At 67.6% G+C, this 15,749-nt stretch carries 13 protein-coding genes; 5 read left to right on the plus strand and 8 right to left on the minus strand.

All coding sequences use genetic code 11. The features are described 5' to 3' along the window. Positions 1-193: 193 nt before the first annotated feature. Together C8250_RS34385 and C8250_RS34390 are read left to right on the plus strand one after the other, a co-directional pair. Complete coding sequence (locus C8250_RS34385; RefSeq protein ID WP_138353684.1) at positions 194-1,528, plus strand: sugar ABC transporter substrate-binding protein; 1,335 nt, start codon at positions 194-196, stop codon at positions 1,526-1,528. 120 nt (positions 1,529-1,648) lie between these two features. Continuing rightward, a complete protein-coding gene (locus C8250_RS34390; RefSeq protein ID WP_138353685.1) occupies positions 1,649-2,368 on the plus strand; it encodes an alpha/beta hydrolase in 720 nt (239 codons plus the stop codon). A 531-nt stretch (positions 2,369-2,899) separates the two neighbouring features. Here the strand turns inward: C8250_RS34390 and C8250_RS34395 are convergent. From C8250_RS34395 to C8250_RS34425, 7 genes are all read right to left on the minus strand, one after another. Continuing rightward, positions 2,900-4,006 carry an amidohydrolase family protein gene (locus C8250_RS34395; protein ID WP_138353686.1) on the minus strand — a complete coding sequence of 369 codons (1,107 nt, stop codon included), beginning with the start codon at positions 4,004-4,006 and terminating at the stop codon, positions 2,900-2,902. Positions 4,007-4,049: 43 nt separating this feature from the next. After that, on the minus strand, positions 4,050-5,009 hold the full coding sequence (locus C8250_RS34400; protein WP_138353687.1) for an amidohydrolase family protein: 960 nt from the start codon (positions 5,007-5,009) through the stop codon (positions 4,050-4,052). Positions 5,010-5,110: 101 nt separating this feature from the next. Beyond that, positions 5,111-5,758: a CoA transferase subunit B gene (locus C8250_RS34405; protein ID WP_138353688.1), complete on the minus strand. Its 648-nt coding sequence runs from the start codon at positions 5,756-5,758 to the stop codon at positions 5,111-5,113. Beyond that, positions 5,758-6,513 carry a CoA transferase subunit A gene (locus C8250_RS34410; RefSeq protein WP_138353689.1) on the minus strand — a complete coding sequence of 252 codons (756 nt, stop codon included), beginning with the start codon at positions 6,511-6,513 and terminating at the stop codon, positions 5,758-5,760. Before C8250_RS34410 ends, C8250_RS34405 begins: the two co-directional genes overlap by 1 nt. A 116-nt stretch (positions 6,514-6,629) precedes the next feature. Further along, entirely contained in the window at positions 6,630-8,261 is a 1,632-nt protein-coding gene (locus tag C8250_RS34415; protein ID WP_138353690.1) for a bifunctional 3-(3-hydroxy-phenyl)propionate/3-hydroxycinnamic acid hydroxylase, read from the minus strand. Positions 8,262-8,267: 6 nt separating this feature from the next. Continuing rightward, positions 8,268-9,194 (minus strand): VOC family protein, encoded by a 927-nt coding sequence (locus tag C8250_RS34420; RefSeq protein WP_138353691.1) that lies wholly within the window; start codon positions 9,192-9,194, stop codon positions 8,268-8,270. 113 nt (positions 9,195-9,307) lie between these two features. Then, positions 9,308-10,150: a fumarylacetoacetate hydrolase family protein gene (locus tag C8250_RS34425; RefSeq protein ID WP_138353692.1), complete on the minus strand. Its 843-nt coding sequence runs from the start codon at positions 10,148-10,150 to the stop codon at positions 9,308-9,310. A 217-nt stretch (positions 10,151-10,367) separates the two neighbouring features. On the opposite strand from C8250_RS34425, the gene C8250_RS34430 reads away from it, so the two are divergent. Continuing rightward, entirely contained in the window at positions 10,368-11,183 is an 816-nt protein-coding gene (locus C8250_RS34430) for an FCD domain-containing protein (protein WP_244809538.1), read from the plus strand. 86 nt (positions 11,184-11,269) lie between these two features. Here C8250_RS34430 and C8250_RS34435 read toward each other — a convergent pair whose 3' ends face one another. After that, positions 11,270-12,874, minus strand: coding sequence for a carboxylesterase family protein (locus C8250_RS34435; RefSeq protein ID WP_187145093.1), 1,605 nt, complete (start codon positions 12,872-12,874; stop codon positions 11,270-11,272). A gap of 545 nt (positions 12,875-13,419) precedes the next feature. Here C8250_RS34435 and C8250_RS34440 point away from each other — a divergent pair. Both C8250_RS34440 and C8250_RS34445 read left to right on the plus strand, forming a co-directional pair. Beyond that, positions 13,420-14,601, plus strand: a complete 1,182-nt coding sequence (locus C8250_RS34440; RefSeq protein ID WP_138353694.1) for an ATP-binding cassette domain-containing protein — start codon at positions 13,420-13,422, stop codon at positions 14,599-14,601. A 38-nt stretch (positions 14,602-14,639) separates the two neighbouring features. Beyond that, positions 14,640-15,737: an IS630 family transposase gene (locus C8250_RS34445; RefSeq protein WP_138359673.1), complete on the plus strand. Its 1,098-nt coding sequence runs from the start codon at positions 14,640-14,642 to the stop codon at positions 15,735-15,737. The last annotated feature ends 12 nt before the right edge of the window (positions 15,738-15,749 follow it).

Here is a 15,749-nt window from a genome sequence, read left to right on the forward strand (position 1 = left end):
CCGCATAAAGTTTATGACGGATCACTTATGCCATTAAGTAAATGAGAGCGCTCTCCAAAAAAATCCTACAGTGCAGGCGCCCACTGCGAGCCAAAAGCCTTGACGCACCCTTCTCTCACGCGTTAAATCATGCTCTGAATTAAGACACGGATTCTTCCTCCTGGAGTAATCCACCCGTGAGAGGCATCCCGTTATGCGCACCTCCAACAGACTCCTCGCGGCCACCGCCCTCGTGGCCGCGCTCAGCCTGACCGCCACGGCGTGCGGCGGCAGCTCCGACGGCAGCAGTAGCGGCAAGAGCGGCGCCGGCAGTGGCAAGGGGACCACCATCACGTACTGGGCCAGCAACCAGGGCACCAGTCTCGACCACGACAAGCAAGTCCTCACTCCCGAGCTGGACAAGTTCACCCAGCAGACCGGCATCAAGGTCAAGCTGGAGGTGATCGGCTGGACCGACCTGCTCAGCCGCATCCTGGCCGCGACTACCTCCGGCCAAGGCCCCGATGTTCTCAACATCGGCAACACCTGGTCCGCCTCGCTGCAGGCCACCGGGGCCCTGATGCCGTGGGACGACGCCGCCTTCGCCAAGATCGGGGGCAAGGACCGGTTTGCCCCCGCCGCGGTCGCCGCCGCAGGCGCGGCGGACAAGCCGCCGACCGCCGTGCCGCTGTACTCCTCGTCCTACGCGCTCTTCTACAACAGGAAGATGTTTGCCGACGCCGGCATCACCGCCCCGCCCAGAACCTGGGACGAGCTGATCGCCGACGGCAAGAAACTGACCTCCGGCGAACATTACGGAATCGCTGTGGAGGGCAGCAATCCCGCTGAGAACATTCACAACACCTTCGTGCTGTCCCAACAGCACGGTGGGAGCTGGTTCGACTCGTCCGGCCAGGCCACCTTCACGACCCCGGAAAACGTTGCCGCGGTCAAGCAGTACGTGGATCTCATCGCGAAGAACAAGATCGCTGCGAAGGGCAACGCGGAATACGCGCAGAACCAGACTCTCAGCGACTTCGCCACCGGCAAAGCCGCGATGATGCTGTGGCAGTCCGCCGCCACGTCCATCAAGTCGCACGGCATGACCCCCGACCAATGGGGCGCGGCGCCGATCCCGACCCTGACCGCCAACGCCACCGGCACCGCTGCCGTGAATTCGATGGTCGGTGGCATCAACCTCGCGGTGTTCGACAACAGCAAGAAAAAGGACGCGGCCGTCAAACTGGTGAACTTCCTCACCAGCACCGAAGAGCAGAAACTGCTCAACGGCAAATTCGGCCTGCTGCCCCCCGTCAAGGCCGCGCAGAGCGACCCCGCCTTCCAGACCCCCGACCTTAAAACGCTGGCCGATGTCCTGAGCACCACCGCCGCCCCCCTGCCGCAGGTGGCCAACGAAAGCCAGTACGAGAACCTGGTCGGAACCGCGATCAAGGGCTTGTTCGCCGACGCGGCAGCCGGCAAGGACATCACTGCGGACTCAGTGAAGTCCGCACTCAACAAAGCACAGCAGCAGATGCCGGCCTCATAGGGGCCGGCTAAACCAACTGCCGCCGCCCCCTCCCAACGCCAACCGGGGCGGCGGCACCCGACCAGCAAAAGGACCCTTGTCTCCAGCAGTGTGTCCGCTAGTGACGAGAGGCTTGCACGGATGGCTGGGGACGTGGAGCGGGCGATGCGCAGGTCGCACCCTGCGGATACGGGAGCGCAGGCTCCGGTCGTCCTCGTGCTGCCGGGCGGCGGGTACCACACGCACGCGCCGCATGAGGCAGAGCCGGTGGCGAAGTGGCTGAACGGGTTGGGGCTGCACGCGTGCGTGCTGCCCTACAGCACCGACCCGCACGGCAGCGGCGCGGCGCTGGAGGATGTGCTGGCGGCGATGCGGGCGATCCGGTGCGGGGCCGCCGGGCCGGGCGCCGATCCGTCGCGGGTCGCGGTACTCGGATTCTCGGCCGGCGGGCACCTGGCCGGCCGGCTCGCGACCGGTCCGGAGGCGGCGGGCGGTGAGCGACCGGATCTTGCCGTGCTCTGCTACCCCGTCGTGTCCTTCACCCACCTGCCGCATCTCGGATCCCAGCAGGCACTGCTAGGCGAAGACGCTTCCCTCGAGGCCCGGCGCGCCGCCTCCCTGGAATACACGGTGCATCCAGACGCTCCGCCCGTCTTCTGCTGGCACACCGCGGACGACGAAGCAGTCGACGTCGAGCACGCCCTGCGCTATACCGGCGCACTGCGCCGGGCGGGAGTTCCGGTGGAACTGCATGTGCTGCCGCACGGCGAGCACGGCCTGGGCCTGGCAGAGGGACAGCCGTCCGTCGCAAGGTGGAAGGAGTGGTGCGGCGACTGGTTCACCGCGCACGGCTGGCGCTGATCCGCCTGCGGCCGACCTCAACCGACCGCAGCCCCCTCCCAACGCGACGGATCCGCCGGGAAGCGCATACGCGGTCAACATCACTCGGATCCGGGGCGCTCTGGCCATGCGTCTCATCGCCAGGATGCCTGCCGGCTCCAAGGACTACCACCGCTCCAGCAGGGTCCTGCCGAAGCCCGGGAGGGCAAACGGAGCCGGACCTACAGGGCTCGGGACCGTACATGGTTGTGCGTCCAGATGCACTGGCACGCAGCCAAGATCCTCGAACCGGTCGGGACTCCCCAAAATCGGTATGGGTCAGAGAGGTCAGCCTGGATTTCGAGACGCTGACTATTGCCTTCGCAGCGGTGGACCCTTCAAACCCGGCCCAGGAATGTGGGCGGCACACGCCAGCACGATGCGGGCCCGCAAAGCCACTGCCTGCGCGGATGACATCCTGCGTTGAGAGCTTATGAAGGACGGCTTCGCCCTGGCGGTGCGTGGACGCACACCGTGCATGCCCGGAGTTTCCAGCACAGCTGAGGGGCAGGTCTACGCCGGTGTCGGGATGTGTTCGATGCCGGCGCACCAGATGCGCTGGATTTGGCGGGTGGCGCGGATGTCCGTGGTCGGGTCGCCGTCGATGAGGAGCAGGTCGGCGCGTTGGCCCGGCGCGATGGTGCCACGGTCGTGCAGGGCGAAGTAGTGGGCGGGCAGCAGGGTGCCGGCGCGTAGTGCGTCGATGGTCGACAGGCCCGCATCGACAAGGAGTTCGAGTTCGTGGTGCATGCTGCTGCCGTGCGGGACGTTGGCCGGGACGCCTGGGGCTGTGTTGGCGTCGGTGCCGGCCAGGATGGGCACACCCGCTTGGTGAAGTGCCGCCACGGAGGCGCGGGCCTGGGCGTAGTCCCGGCCGGGGGCGCCGTTCCTGGCGATGGGCTCCATCATGCTCAGGGTCGGGACGGCGATCGTGCCTGCGGACGCCAGTTGGGTCGCCTCCGCCTCGTCGATGGCACGGTCGAGCGGGACGTGGGTAATGACGTCCACCCCGGCTTGCCGCGCCATGACGATGGCCTCGAAGGAGGACGCGTGCGCGATGCTGCGCTTTCCGTGGGCACGGGCCGCGGCGGTGAGGGCTTCGAGGGTGGCCTGGTTCAGGGTGCCGGACGGTCCGGGCTTCTCCGCGATGATCTTGATGTAGTCGACGCCCTCGGCGATCCGGGCGGCGACGAACCGCTCCGCGTCCGCGGGCCCGGTCACGATCCCGTCCTTGGGGAAGGTGGGGATGTGCGCGTGGTGGCTGCCCGGTGCGACGGCGGCGCCCCCAGCGCTTCGGATGTCGGTGAGACCTCGGGCGTTGCGTAGTGACGCAACCAGGGCGGGGGGCCAGGCGCCCATGTCGAGGGCCGTGGTAACGCCGTAGTTGGCGAGTTGTTCCAGCGTCTTCGGGCCGTGCAGGTGGACGTGGGAATCGATGAGGCCGGGCAGCAGCGTTGCTCCGCCGCAGTCGACGGTGTGCGCTCCCGTCGGGTCGGTGCCGATCAGCGGCCCGTCGATCACGACGGTCAACCCGTCCACGAGCCGCTGGCCGTCGAAGACCCGGACGTTGACCAGGGCGGTCTTGGGACGGTCGGCGCTGTGCGGTGGATGCGTGGGCATGAGCTCTCCAGGGATCGGTGGGCGGGGCTGGGCAGGGGTGGTGTCAGGCGAGGCGGGGCAGCAGTCGTGCAGCGTTGCGGGTGGTCAGTGCGCGCCAGGTGTCGTCCTGGGGCTGCTCGGCGGTGTCCATTGAGGTGATCTGGGCGGCGACTCCCGTGGCGGGGGTGAAGCAGTAGTCGCTGCCGTACAGGAGCCGCTGCGTACCGAACGCTCGGACGAGTGCGGGGGTCTGGTTGGGGAAGGGGGTTCCGGCCAGGTCGAACCACAGGCGGCGGATCTGTTCCTGCGCTGTCGGGGCGTCCGGGTCTCCGTCGGCGAAGACAGTACGGAACAGTTCGATGCGGTCCGCGAGGAGTGGCAGGGTTCCGCCGCCGTGGGTGAAGAGCCATTGGATGTGCGGGTAGCGAAGCAGGACACCGGCGAGGAGCAGGTCGCTGACGGTGCGGGTGGAGTCGAAGATGAACTCCAGCATGGGGCGCGGGCGGCCCAGCGAGACGGCTTCGAAGCAGGGCGGGGAGGTGGGGTGGACGAAGACGACTGCGGCTCGGCGGTCGAGTTCGGCCCACAGCGGCTCGAAGTGCTCGTCGCCGAGGTAGCGGCCTTCGGCGTTGGATTCCAGTGCGACCCCGTCGCTGCCGAGCACGTCCAGGGCGTACGTGAGTTCGGTCAGGGAGCCCTCGACGTCGGGAAGCGTGAGCGAGGCGAAGTGGCCGAAGCGGCCGGGGTGTTGACGCACCACGTCGGCGGCGAATTCGTTGACCTGGCGGGCGAGCACCCGGGCGGCGCGATCGTCGCCGAAGTGCGTGCCGGGTGAGGAGACGGACAGCAGTGAGGTGCGGATCCCACTGTGGTCCATCAGTGCGAGGTGGCCGGCCGGGTCCCAGGTGGGCCAGGCCGGCATGCCGTCGGGTCGTTGATGGCCGGCGGCCTTGGCCGCGCTCACGTAGTGGTCGGTGACGAAGTGCGCGTGCACATCGACGAGCCCGTCACGGGTGGTGCTCACCGGGGGATTCCCCTCTGTTGCATCCAGCAGTTGTGCAGGTTTTGCACAGCGGTGGTCTACCGGCGCGGCCGGCCTGGGTGGGCGCGGCGCGCCGCAGGACCTCAGACGGTGTGTGGTTCGGGGACCCGTAGCGGGGCGGCAGTGGCGGCTTGTACCTGTTCGATGCTCGTGTGGGGGGCGGTTTCGATCAGGACGAGTCCGGTGGGGGTGATGTCGAGGACGGCGAGGTCGGTGATGATGCGGTGGACGCATGCGGTGCCGGTCAGGGGCAGATCGCAGACGGGCAGGATTTTGGGGCTGCCGTCTTTGGCGGTGTGTTCCATCAGGACGATGACGCGCCGGGCTCCGTGGACGAGGTCCATCGCGCCCCCCATGCCTTTGATCATTTTTCCGGGGATCATCCAGTTGGCCAGGTCCCCGTTAGTGGAGACCTGCATGGCGCCGAGGATGGCGGTGTCGATGTGGCCGCCGCGGATCATGCCGAAGGACAGGGCGGAGTCGAAGTACGCCGCTCCGGGCAGGACGGTGACGGTTTCCTTGCCGGCGTTGATCAGGTCGGGGTCTATGTGCTCTGCGGTCGGGTAGGGACCGGTGCCCAGGATGCCATTCTCCGACTGAAGCACCACGTGCACGTCGGCGGGTATGAAGTTGGGAACCAAGGTGGGCAACCCAATCCCGAGATTCACGTAGGTGCCGTCGTGCAGTTCGGCTGCTGCCCGGGCGGCCATTTGGTGTCGACTCCAGGCCATCAGCTGTTCACCGTCCTTTTCTCGATCTGTTTGTCGGCGGCCTGCTCGGGGGTCAGGGCCACGACGTGCTGAACGAAGACTCCGGGCAGATGGATCGCGTCCGGGTCCAGAGCGCCGGGTTCGACCAATTCCTCGACTTCCGCGATCGTGATGCGGCCGGCCATGGCGGCCAGAGGATTGAAGTTGCGGGCCGATTTTTCGAAGAAGAGGTTGCCGTGCCGGTCGCCCCGGGCTGCCCGGACCAGGGCGTAGTCGCAGGTGATGGCCTGCTCCAGGACGTAGGGGCGGTCGTTGAAGGTGCGGGTCTCCTTCGGCGGGGAGGTCACGGCGACGTCGCCGTCGCTGCGGTGGCGCCAGGGGATGCCTCCGTCGGCGAGCGGGGTGCCGACGCCGGCGGGGGTGTAGAAGGCGGGGATGCCGCAGCCGCCGGCACGCAGGCGCTCGGCGAGCGTGCCTTGCGGCACGAGTTCCACTTCCAGTTCGCCCGTCAGGTACTGGCGGGCGAACTCCTTGTTCTCCCCGACGTAGGAGCCGGTGACCCGGGCAATCCGGTGCGCGTTGAGCAGGACACCCAGACCGTGGGTGTCGGTGCCGCAGTTGTTGGAGACCACGCGCAGGTCGCTGGCGCCGTGTTCGTACAGTGCGGTGATCAGTTGGGCTGGTATGCCGCACAGGCCGAATCCGCCGACGGCAACGGAGGCGCCGTCTGGGATGTCGGCCACCGCGTGCGCGGCGGACAGTGAGGTCTTGTCCATGAGTCCTTCGGTCTTCCCGCTCGGATGTGCTCAGTGCTGGCCGCGGGGCGCACGCCACCGGTGCCCGTGCCAGGGCATGATCCGGACACCGGTGGCGCGGTCAGGGGGGTGGGCGGCTACAGGTCGGCGGGTTGCAGCGAACCCAGGGCCGGGCGCGTGGCGTGGTGGGCCGCCGCGGGGTGGTGCAGCTGGTCGCGCAGTTGACCGATCAGGTCATGGAGGCCGGCGGCGGTTGCGGCTGTGCCGAAGAGGTAGAAGTCGGGGCGGACCACTGCTGCGACGTGGCCGTGCTCGCGCAGGTGGGGCAGGTAGCCGTCGGTGCTGTCGAGATAGCCATCGGCCGGGGCATGAGCGCTGTACAAGGGCACGATGCTCGCGCCGATGCTCGTCAGGAAGTTGCGGTCGTCGGCGTCGAGTGCCGTCAGAGGGTCGTTTCCGTCGGTCAGGACGGTGAAGCCGCCTGCGGTGATGTCGTCCAGGAGGGCGGTGCCGGCGTGGTGGGTGATCTGGTACTGCGGAGTCAGGTGGCCCACGTTCGGGGCGCGGGCGCCGTCGGGGCCGCGTTGCAGAACGCCGTCGCCCAGGATCGGCGGCGGTGTGGGGGGCAGCGCGTGTTGCGGTTCGGCGCCGGCGGCGATCATGCGGGCGTCGCGTGCCGTCGCCTCCTGCGGGTCCAGGACGCAGATGACCTGACCCAGGGCCATGGACATGCCGATGGCGTGCTGGACGTGCTCGCTGCGTTCGCTGGTGTAGGTGTCGAGCAGATCCGCGTCGGCGGTGCCGGCCAGAACCAGGTCGAGTTTCCAGGCCAGGTTCATCGCGTCACGCAAACCCGAGCACATGCCCTGCCCGGCGAAGGGCGGCATCTGGTGGGCCGCGTCCCCGGCGAGCAGCAGGCGCCCCTCGCGCCATCGGTCGACCCAGCGGGCCTGAAAGGTATAGACGGTATGGCGTTCAATCGTGGTGTTGCCGGGGTCGCGTCCCCACGGCTCCAGCAGCCGCCAGGCGGCGTCGAGAGTGTTGAGGTCGTTGACGCTCTCATGGGGCAGCCGCAGGAACTCCCAGCGCCGGCGGCCCGGGCCGCCGGAGACGACGGTGGTGGGGCGGGCCGGATCACACAGTTGCCAGTTCATCGGCGACCAGGTGCTCTGCTCGTGCGGGATCGTATCGACGATCAACCAGTCGTAGAAGAACCCCAGGTCGGTGATGGTGGTAGCCATACCGGTACGTACGAAGCTGTTGGCCCCGTCGCACCCGATCACGTAGCGGGCGCGTACTTCCCCCGGACCACCTTTGCCGACGGTCCTCAGGCGGACGTGACTCTCGGCGATCTCCAGATCCACCACTTCGCAGTCACGCTGAACGCTGACGCCCGGGACCTTCTCGGCGGCCGAAGCCAGCACGGATTCCAGCTGGGGCTGGGAGAAGAAGTTGGCGGTCGGCCAGCCCGAGGGACCGGTGCCGGACCAGTCGATACGCACCAGTGCCTCACCGGCCGCATTACGCCACTCGTAGTGATCCGGGACAGGGTCGGTGACAGCTCGAACCTGCTCCCCTACGCCAGCCGCCTGGAAGATGCGGCCGATCTCGTGGTCGAAGTGCACCGCGCGCGGCAGGTCGTACGGCTCCGGCCAGCGCTCCAACGCGATGACGTCGTGCCCGGCTTTGCCCAGCAACAGGGCGAGGAGCTGGCCGACCGGCCCGAACCCAACAATCGCCACGTCGTGCACCGCGGGGGTGGTCTTCATCGGCCGCTACCTCTTCTCGCTGTGGGCGCCGGTCATCAGCGCACCAAGGTCATCAGGTGCCAGGAAGGACGGGGGCGGCGGCGGACCCCAGTTGAACAGGCCCTTCGCGCCTTCAAGGACCTCAGGTGTCCACAGGTGGTCCTCGGGAATGCAGTCCATGTCGGCGTAGTACTCGCTGAAGTTGCCCGCCGGGTCCTTCAGGTACCAAAAGAAGTTCGAGCCCGCGTGATGGCGGCCCAGGCCCCAGATATGCCGCTCCGGGTGGTTCTGAAGCATCGCTGAGGCACCCCGCCCGACATCGTCGATGTCGTCGACCTGCCAGGAGGTGTGGTGCAGGTACGCCACGGGGGCGGCCAGGATCATCAGGTTGTGGTGGTCGGTGGAGCAGCGCAGGAACGCGCCGGCGTCCTTGATCAGGTCACTGGTCTTGAAGCCCAGGCCGTCGCGGAAGAACGCGGTGGTCACAGCGAAGTCCGGGGTACCGACGACCGCGTGGCCGAGCTTGCGCGGTTGTACGCGCTCCACGCGCAGGATGCCCGGTGCGCGGGCGCCGGTACGGTCGAAACGCCCGGGCCCGTTGTAGGGGGTGGACGGTACCGGGGTTTGCACCAGACGCGGGGCGACCTTGAGAACGGCGCGCACGCCCGTGGCCTTCTCGTACGCGGTCAGGGTCGAGGAGGTGACCTCGCTGCCGATGCCCAGCCGGCCCAGGCGGCAGGAGGCGGCGTGGAGATCGTCGGGGGTGTCGACCCCGATCCGGATCTCGACCAGGCGCCGGGTGGGCGCGGTGATGATGCGCAGTTGGCGGCCGCCGTCGCGGGTGGTGAACCAGCCGTCCGTGTCGGGTTGCAGACCGAACTCGGCGTAGTACTCGGCCGCCGCCATGACATCGGGGACGCCCATGGTGACGGAGATCAAACGGTGCAGGGCCATGACGGCTCCTCTGCGGGACACGGTCCGGTGTGCGACCGGAGAGCGGGATGAGCGGGCGGGGAACAGGCGGCCGAGACGAGGGTCATTCCGTTTCCAGGATCCTTCGGAGCAGCTCAGGCGGTGAAGCGCTGGCGCAGCTCGCCGATGCCTTCGATGGTGCTGACCAGCTCGTCGCCTTCGGCGAGCCACCGCTGCGGGTCGCGTCCCAGGCCGACGCCGGCCGGGGTGCCGGTGAAGATGACGTCGCCGGGCAGCAGCGGCAGGACGGCGGACAGGCGGGCGATCAGGGCGGACACGGAGAAGATCAGGTCCCCGGTGCGACCCTTTTGGACCTGTTCCCCGTTGACCGTGCACCGCAATTCCAGATCATCCGGATTGTCGAACTCATCCGGAGTGACCAGGCACGGTCCGATCGGTGCAAATCCAGGGTAGGACTTGCCCAGGCTGAACTGAGGGGCGGGACCAGCCAGCTGAATGATCCGCTCGGAGATGTCCTGGCCCACCGCCAAGCCGGCCACGTGATCCCAGGCGTCGGCCTGAGCCACCTGATGGGCGGTGCGGCCGATGACCGCGACGAGCTCCACCTCCCAGTCGGTATGGCCACCGGGCGGCAGGCGCACGTCGGTGATCGGGCCGGTGATGCTCGTGGCGTACTTGGTGAAGACCGGCGGCAGACCGCTCGGAGCGGCGAAACCTGACTCGGCGGCATGATCGCGGTAGTTCAGGCCGATCGCCAGCACCTGGCGCGGGGCCGGCGACGGCGAGCCCAGGTCGCTCTGCTCGAAGGGGGCAGCATCGTGCAGATCCGCCGTTGCGGCCCAGTCCCGAAAGTCCTGCCACCGCTCGTACACCGCCTGCGGGGCGGAACCGAACAAGCCGCCACTGGCCCGCTCCACATCGACGGCCTTACCGTCGTGCAGCAACACCAGACGGCCGGAAAGATTGGCAATACGCACGGCGCAACTCCTTAGAAGCACGGATCCGAGCAGGGAACCGGTGGACGCGGGCGGCTGGCGAGCCGCAAGACCTGCTCCCAGGCCGCAGCGACGGTCACCGCACGACCCGCATAAAGTCCATGATGATTACGACGATGTTGCGCCTTGTTTGCCTGCACGTCAAGGCTCCTCAGCTGATATCGTTATGACGAATTAGAGAGACTGTCGAAGGGACGCTGTGGCCATCGCACGCGACGACACCCCACGCCCACTGCCCGCCCGGCGCGTGGACGGCCACGGCCAGAGCCCGGCTCGCCGCGACACCGCAGCAGGGGCGGGCGGGCAATATCCGCTGGCGCCCGCCGACGCCGACCGCCCGGCCCCACCTCGGGCCGAGAGCGCCGCCGACCGGATCGCCGCCCTGGTCACCCGCACGCCCCCAGGCGGCCGGCTCGGCACCAAAGGCGAACTGCGCACGCTGTGCCAGGTCTCGGTCGGGACGTTCAACGAAGCGCTGCGCCTGCTGCAGTCCCGCGGGCTGGTGACGGTCAGGCCCGGACCTGGTGGTGGGCTGTTCGCTGCAGAGCAGTCGCCCATGGTCCGCCTCGGAAATTCCGTCCTGGCCTTGGACGCCGATCAGACCGATGTCGCGGACGCCATGCGCATCCGCGACGCCTTGGACCCGCTGTTGATAGAGGACGCCCTATGGCACGGGTCACCCGCGGACATCGCTGACCTGCGCAAAGAGCTGGACGTGATGGAGCAGGCGGTCGAGGATGAGGACGCACGCGCCTTCGTCTACGCGAACTGGCACCTGCACGCACGCATCGCCGCAATCAGTCCCAACCCGCTGCTGCGGTCCCTGTACAGCAGCCTGCTGGACATCATCGAGTCCCACACCTTGAGCGTTCTGCCCTCCAGCGAGCAACCGTTGCAGGAGTACATTCGCGAACGCCACGCGCTGCATGCCGGACTCGTCGACGCCTTGGAGCAGCGGGACCGGGACCAAGCACTGCACCTCACTCACGCGCACAACACCACGATGACCCGGTGACGGTACCTACTCGCACGATGCTGCGGCCGTCCGCCGACTTCGACGGACGGCCGCACGAGCGGGCAGGAGTCGGGGACGGTCCGGTGCTAAACGCCGGCGGTAGCCCAGAAGGAGCAGTGATGGTCGGCGGAGAAGGTGTTGATCATTTTGGTGCTGGAGGGGGCGAGGGACAGGAAGGCGTCGCGGGTCTGGGTGTAGGGCGTCCAGGTCGGCTCTGAGGGATTCGGGCTGCCGTGGGCTACGAAGTTGCCCCAGAGCCGCGTCATCCGATCCGACAGGTCAACCTGTTCGGAGGTGAAGCGGGCATCGCCGGTGCGAGGGAACACGTAGAGCAGTTCGGCGGTGTGATAGGCGCCGAGCGGGAAATCGGGCAGTACAAAGGGCGCCGGCGCGTTCGGGTCGTTGAACTCGTAGGCGTAGAGGGGAACCGTCCCGGCAACGGCTCGGTCGACGGTCCGTGCGGGGCAGACGAATCCGATGTCCGTGGCCACAGCCGCATAGGCCGCGGTGGGTGAGCTGTAGTTGCGGCTCGGGTAGACGGCCAGCACTTCCGCGGCCCGCGCGCCGAAGAGTTGGCGCATCAGGCCCGCGTAGGAGTCGACGGTCAGTGCAGGCTGGCCGCGCCGGACCGCACCGGCCGCGAACAGCCGCCATTCGTCATGGTTGGTCCCTTGCAGGATCGGCACCTTGTTGTAGGTGCCGCCGGAAAAGGCCGCAGCCGGGGAAGCGGGCAGCACGGGCCCTCCCACGGTGGGAGACCACGCCATGGCTGCGGGCAAGAGGAGAGGCGGCGCGCCGAGGAGCTCCTTGGTGAGTACCGTCGTGACGTCGGTGGCACGCAGGCACGTCAGTTGCTCGGCCGGGTCGGTGCAGCCGACGTCAGCAGCGAACCGGGCGCCTTGCGCTTGTGCTGCGGCCTGGGTCGTGAAGCCCACACCCGCACCGCTTTCCACGATTGCGCGCTGAAACAGGCCGGCAGCCGTAGGGGAGACGACCTGCGCCAGCACACCGGCGCCGCCGGCGGACTCGCCGGCGATCGTGGTGCGGGAGGCGTCACCACCGAAGCGGTTGATGTTCGCCTGTACCCATCGAAGCGCCGCCTGCTGGTCGAGCAGACCGAAATTTCCCGACGACGCAGCGTTCTCCGCGCCCAGGGCGGGGGTGGCGAGATATCCCAGAGCTCCCAGACGGTAGTTGATCGTGACGACGATCATGTTCTGCTTCTGCGCAAGCGCACGGGGGTCGATGTCGGTGTTCGACCCGAATACATAGCCCCCGCCGGGGATGAACACCATGACCGGAAGGCCGCCGGGCGACACCGCGGCAGGCTCGTAGACGTTGAGGTTCAGGCAGTCTTCCGACCCCTCAAGGGTGTTGCCTGCCAGCTCCTCGACCTGCGCGCACTTATTGCCCGGCGTCATCGCGGCCCGTACCCCGGTCCAGGGCGCCGCCGCCGCGGGAGCCCTCCACCGCAGCTCACCCACAGGCGGGGCAGCGTAAGGGACGCCGAGGAAGGTGCGATTGGCCTCCGTGACAGCACCTTGCACCAGCCCCTTGTCGGTCAAGACGACCGCGGAGCCATTGACGCGTGCCGCTCCTGCTGCATCTGATCCGCCGAACGCCGATGGCAGGGCCACGACGGTCAAGGTTGCAAGGACACTCGCGGCCCTCAGGTGGATGTTGCATCCCATGACGTACTCCCAACGTGCTGCCGTGAAGAGCGGGAAAAGCCCGCACGTGCGCCGGGCCCTGAGACGTGAGATTCGAGGTGGCAGGGCCGTCCTGAACAGATGAGGCCCGGACCGGCAGACGGCATCGGGGGACGAGCCCCGCGCGAGGGGACCAGCAGGCCCTCGTTTCGTCGATGTTGCGGCAGCGGGACTCATGCGTCCAGGAGTTCATCATATTCGTCATGCCGTTCTCGTGCGGCATCAGTTTCCTCGGACGACGCCCGATCGGGGTGATACTGCGACCTATGTGACCAGCCCTGATGATTAGCAGAGCGATCCGCGCCGGTCGCGAGACTACGGCCACGAAAAATTTCTCCATGACGAATATGGAGAAATCATTGACGTGGGGGGATGGGAGGTCGCACCATCAACCTCCGACGGACTAGCCGCTGCGCGCCGTACTTGGCCGGCCGAGTCGTTTCGGGCATCCGTGTACCGCCCCTGGCCTGTTCTCGCTCGGCAGGGGCAAAGTCCACCCTCGCCTCTCGAAGAACGGAGCAATCCTTGTGCAGCCCCAGAACACCCAGGTGATCCAGACAGCGCCGCCTGACACAGCCACCGGTGGTCTGCGGGTCGAAGGCGTGACGAAGCGCTTCGGCGGACTCACCGCAGTGCGCTCCCTGACTCTGTCCGTCGCCGCGGGCGAAGCGATGGCGGTGATCGGTCCCAACGGCGCGGGCAAAAGCAGCCTGCTGAAGCTGATCAGCGGAGTTCACCGTCCAGACGAAGGCTCTGTGCGCTTCAACGGCGGTCGGATCGATACCCTCGCGCCCCACGATGTCGCTCGTCATGGCATCGCGCTGGCCCATCAAGTACCGCAACCCTTCAAGGCACTGACGGTGCGGGAGAACATCGCCATCGGCGCCATGGCACGCCGCAAAGGGGCACAGCCCCGCAGCGGGCGCCTAGGAGTTGAGGACATCCTGCAACTGTGCGGTCTGGCGGACAAAGCACATCTGGCCGCCAAGCACCTGCGGCTGCTGGACTTGAAGCGCCTCGAGCTCGCGCGGGCCCTGTCCACGGACCCGGCACTGATCCTGCTCGATGAGGTCGCAGCCGGCCTGAACGGCCGCGACCTCGAGGATGTCATCGAGCTCATCCGAACCATCCACAGCACCGGGCGCAGCATGATCCTGGTCGAACATGTCGAGGGAGTCGTCGCCTCCTTGGTCGACCGTGTTCTGGTCATCGACTGGGGTGAGGCCATCGCCGAGGGAACGCCGGCGCAGGTCGCCGCGGACCCGAAGGTCCGCGAGGTCTATCTGGGGGGCGGCACCACCTCAGACGTCGCCTCCTCGGCGGTCGCCCGCCGCCCCGACGACGCGCGCGTCGCAACCCTGCTCGACGTCCGGTCGGTGACCGCCGCCTACGGCGACATCGTCGCTCTGCGCGACGTCACCCTGCAGGCGGGTGCCGGCGAGATCGTGGCCGTACTCGGTGCGAACGGTGCCGGAAAATCGTCCCTCGCCTCGGTGATCAGCGGCCAGCTGCGCCCTACCAGTGGAACCGTGTGGTTCGACTCCGCCGACATCACCGCGCTCCCGGACTTCCGCCGCTCCCACAGAGGTGTCGCCCACTGTCCTGAAGGCCGCCGCGTTTTCGCGGACCTCACGATTCGGGAAAACCTGTGCCTGGCCGCGCCGCTCCGATTGAAAAACAGGGAACTAGTGTCCTGCGCCAGTAGTTGATCGTTAGATGCTGTGTGACTTCTACTGCTGGTGCATCGGTGCCTCGTCGGGGCCCGAAACTGGAGCCGTTACTGCTGTGTGCGGATGAGCGGGCGGTGTTGGAGAGGTGGACGCGTCGGGCGACATCGGCCCAGGCCCTGGCCTTGCGCGCGCGGATCGTGTTGGCGTGCGCAGGGCCGGAGGTACCGCCGATCGTTACGGTCGCCAGGGATCTGCGGGTGAGCGCGGACACGGTTCGCAAGTGGCGGCGGCGGTTTCTCGTCGACCGGCTGGATGGTCTGGTCGACGAGCCCCGGCCGGGCCGGCCACCCACGATCGATGTCGGTCAGGTGGAGGCGGTCGTGGTCGCGACGCTGGAGGAGATCCCGAAGAACGCCACTCACTGGTCGCGGAAGTCGATGGCGGACCACAGTGGTCTGTCGAAGTCCACGGTCGGCAGGATCTGGCGGAGGTTCCAACTCAAGCCGCACCTGACGGACACGTTCAAGTTGTCGACCGACCCGTTGTTCGTGGAGAAGGTCTACGACGTCGTCGGGCTGTACTTCAACCCGCCCGAGGGCGCCGTGGTTCTCTCGGTGGACGAGAAGTCCCAGATTCAGGCACTGGACCGCTCTCAGCCGGTGTTGCCGATGATGCCGGGCATGCCGGAGCGCCGTACTCACGACTACGTCCGCAACGGCTTGACCACCCTGTTTGCCGCGTTTGATGTCACTACCGGGCAGGTCATCAGTGCCCTGCACCGCAGGCACCGGGCGGCGGAGTTCAAGAAGTTCTTGATCCGCATCGACAAGGAGGTGCCCGCGCACCTGCAGGTGCACCTGATCGTGGACAACTACGGCACGCACAAGACTCCCGCGATCAGGGCCTGGCTGAGCAAACACCCGCGGTTCCAGATGCACTTCACGCCGACCGGCTCGTCGTGGATCAATCAGGTCGAGCGATGGTTCGGCTTCCTGGCCGACCAGATGATCCGTCGGGGTGCCCACAAGAACGTCCAAAACCTCGAAGCCGACATCCGCGCCTGGGTGAAGAACTGGAACGAGGATCCCAAGCCATTCATCTGGACCAAGACGGCGGAAGAGATCCTCGACTCCCTCGCACGCTTCTGCCGACGGATCTCCGGCGCAGGACACTAGCCCGGCGCCTGC

It is taken from the genome of Streptomyces sp. So13.3, assembly GCF_005860785.2.
Classification (GTDB): Bacteria; Actinomycetota; Actinomycetes; order Streptomycetales; family Streptomycetaceae; genus Actinacidiphila; species Actinacidiphila fildesensis.

What these genes read in the sequence shown, in the direction of transcription:
- C8250_RS34385 (WP_138353684.1), top strand. Translation starts at nt 194, where the DNA reads ATGCGCACCTCCAACAGACTCCTCGCGGCCACCGCCCTCGTGGCCGCG.
- C8250_RS34390 (WP_138353685.1), top strand. Translation starts at nt 1,649, where the DNA reads ATGGCTGGGGACGTGGAGCGGGCGATGCGCAGGTCGCACCCTGCGGAT.
- C8250_RS34395 (WP_138353686.1), bottom strand. Translation starts at nt 4,006, where the DNA reads ATGCCCACGCATCCACCGCACAGCGCCGACCGTCCCAAGACCGCCCTG.
- C8250_RS34405 (WP_138353688.1), bottom strand. Translation starts at nt 5,758, where the DNA reads ATGGCCTGGAGTCGACACCAAATGGCCGCCCGGGCAGCAGCCGAACTG.
- C8250_RS34410 (WP_138353689.1), bottom strand. Translation starts at nt 6,513, where the DNA reads ATGGACAAGACCTCACTGTCCGCCGCGCACGCGGTGGCCGACATCCCA.
- C8250_RS34415 (WP_138353690.1), bottom strand. Translation starts at nt 8,261, where the DNA reads ATGAAGACCACCCCCGCGGTGCACGACGTGGCGATTGTTGGGTTCGGG.
- C8250_RS34420 (WP_138353691.1), bottom strand. Translation starts at nt 9,194, where the DNA reads ATGGCCCTGCACCGTTTGATCTCCGTCACCATGGGCGTCCCCGATGTC.
- C8250_RS34435 (WP_187145093.1), bottom strand. Translation starts at nt 12,874, where the DNA reads ATGGGATGCAACATCCACCTGAGGGCCGCGAGTGTCCTTGCAACCTTG.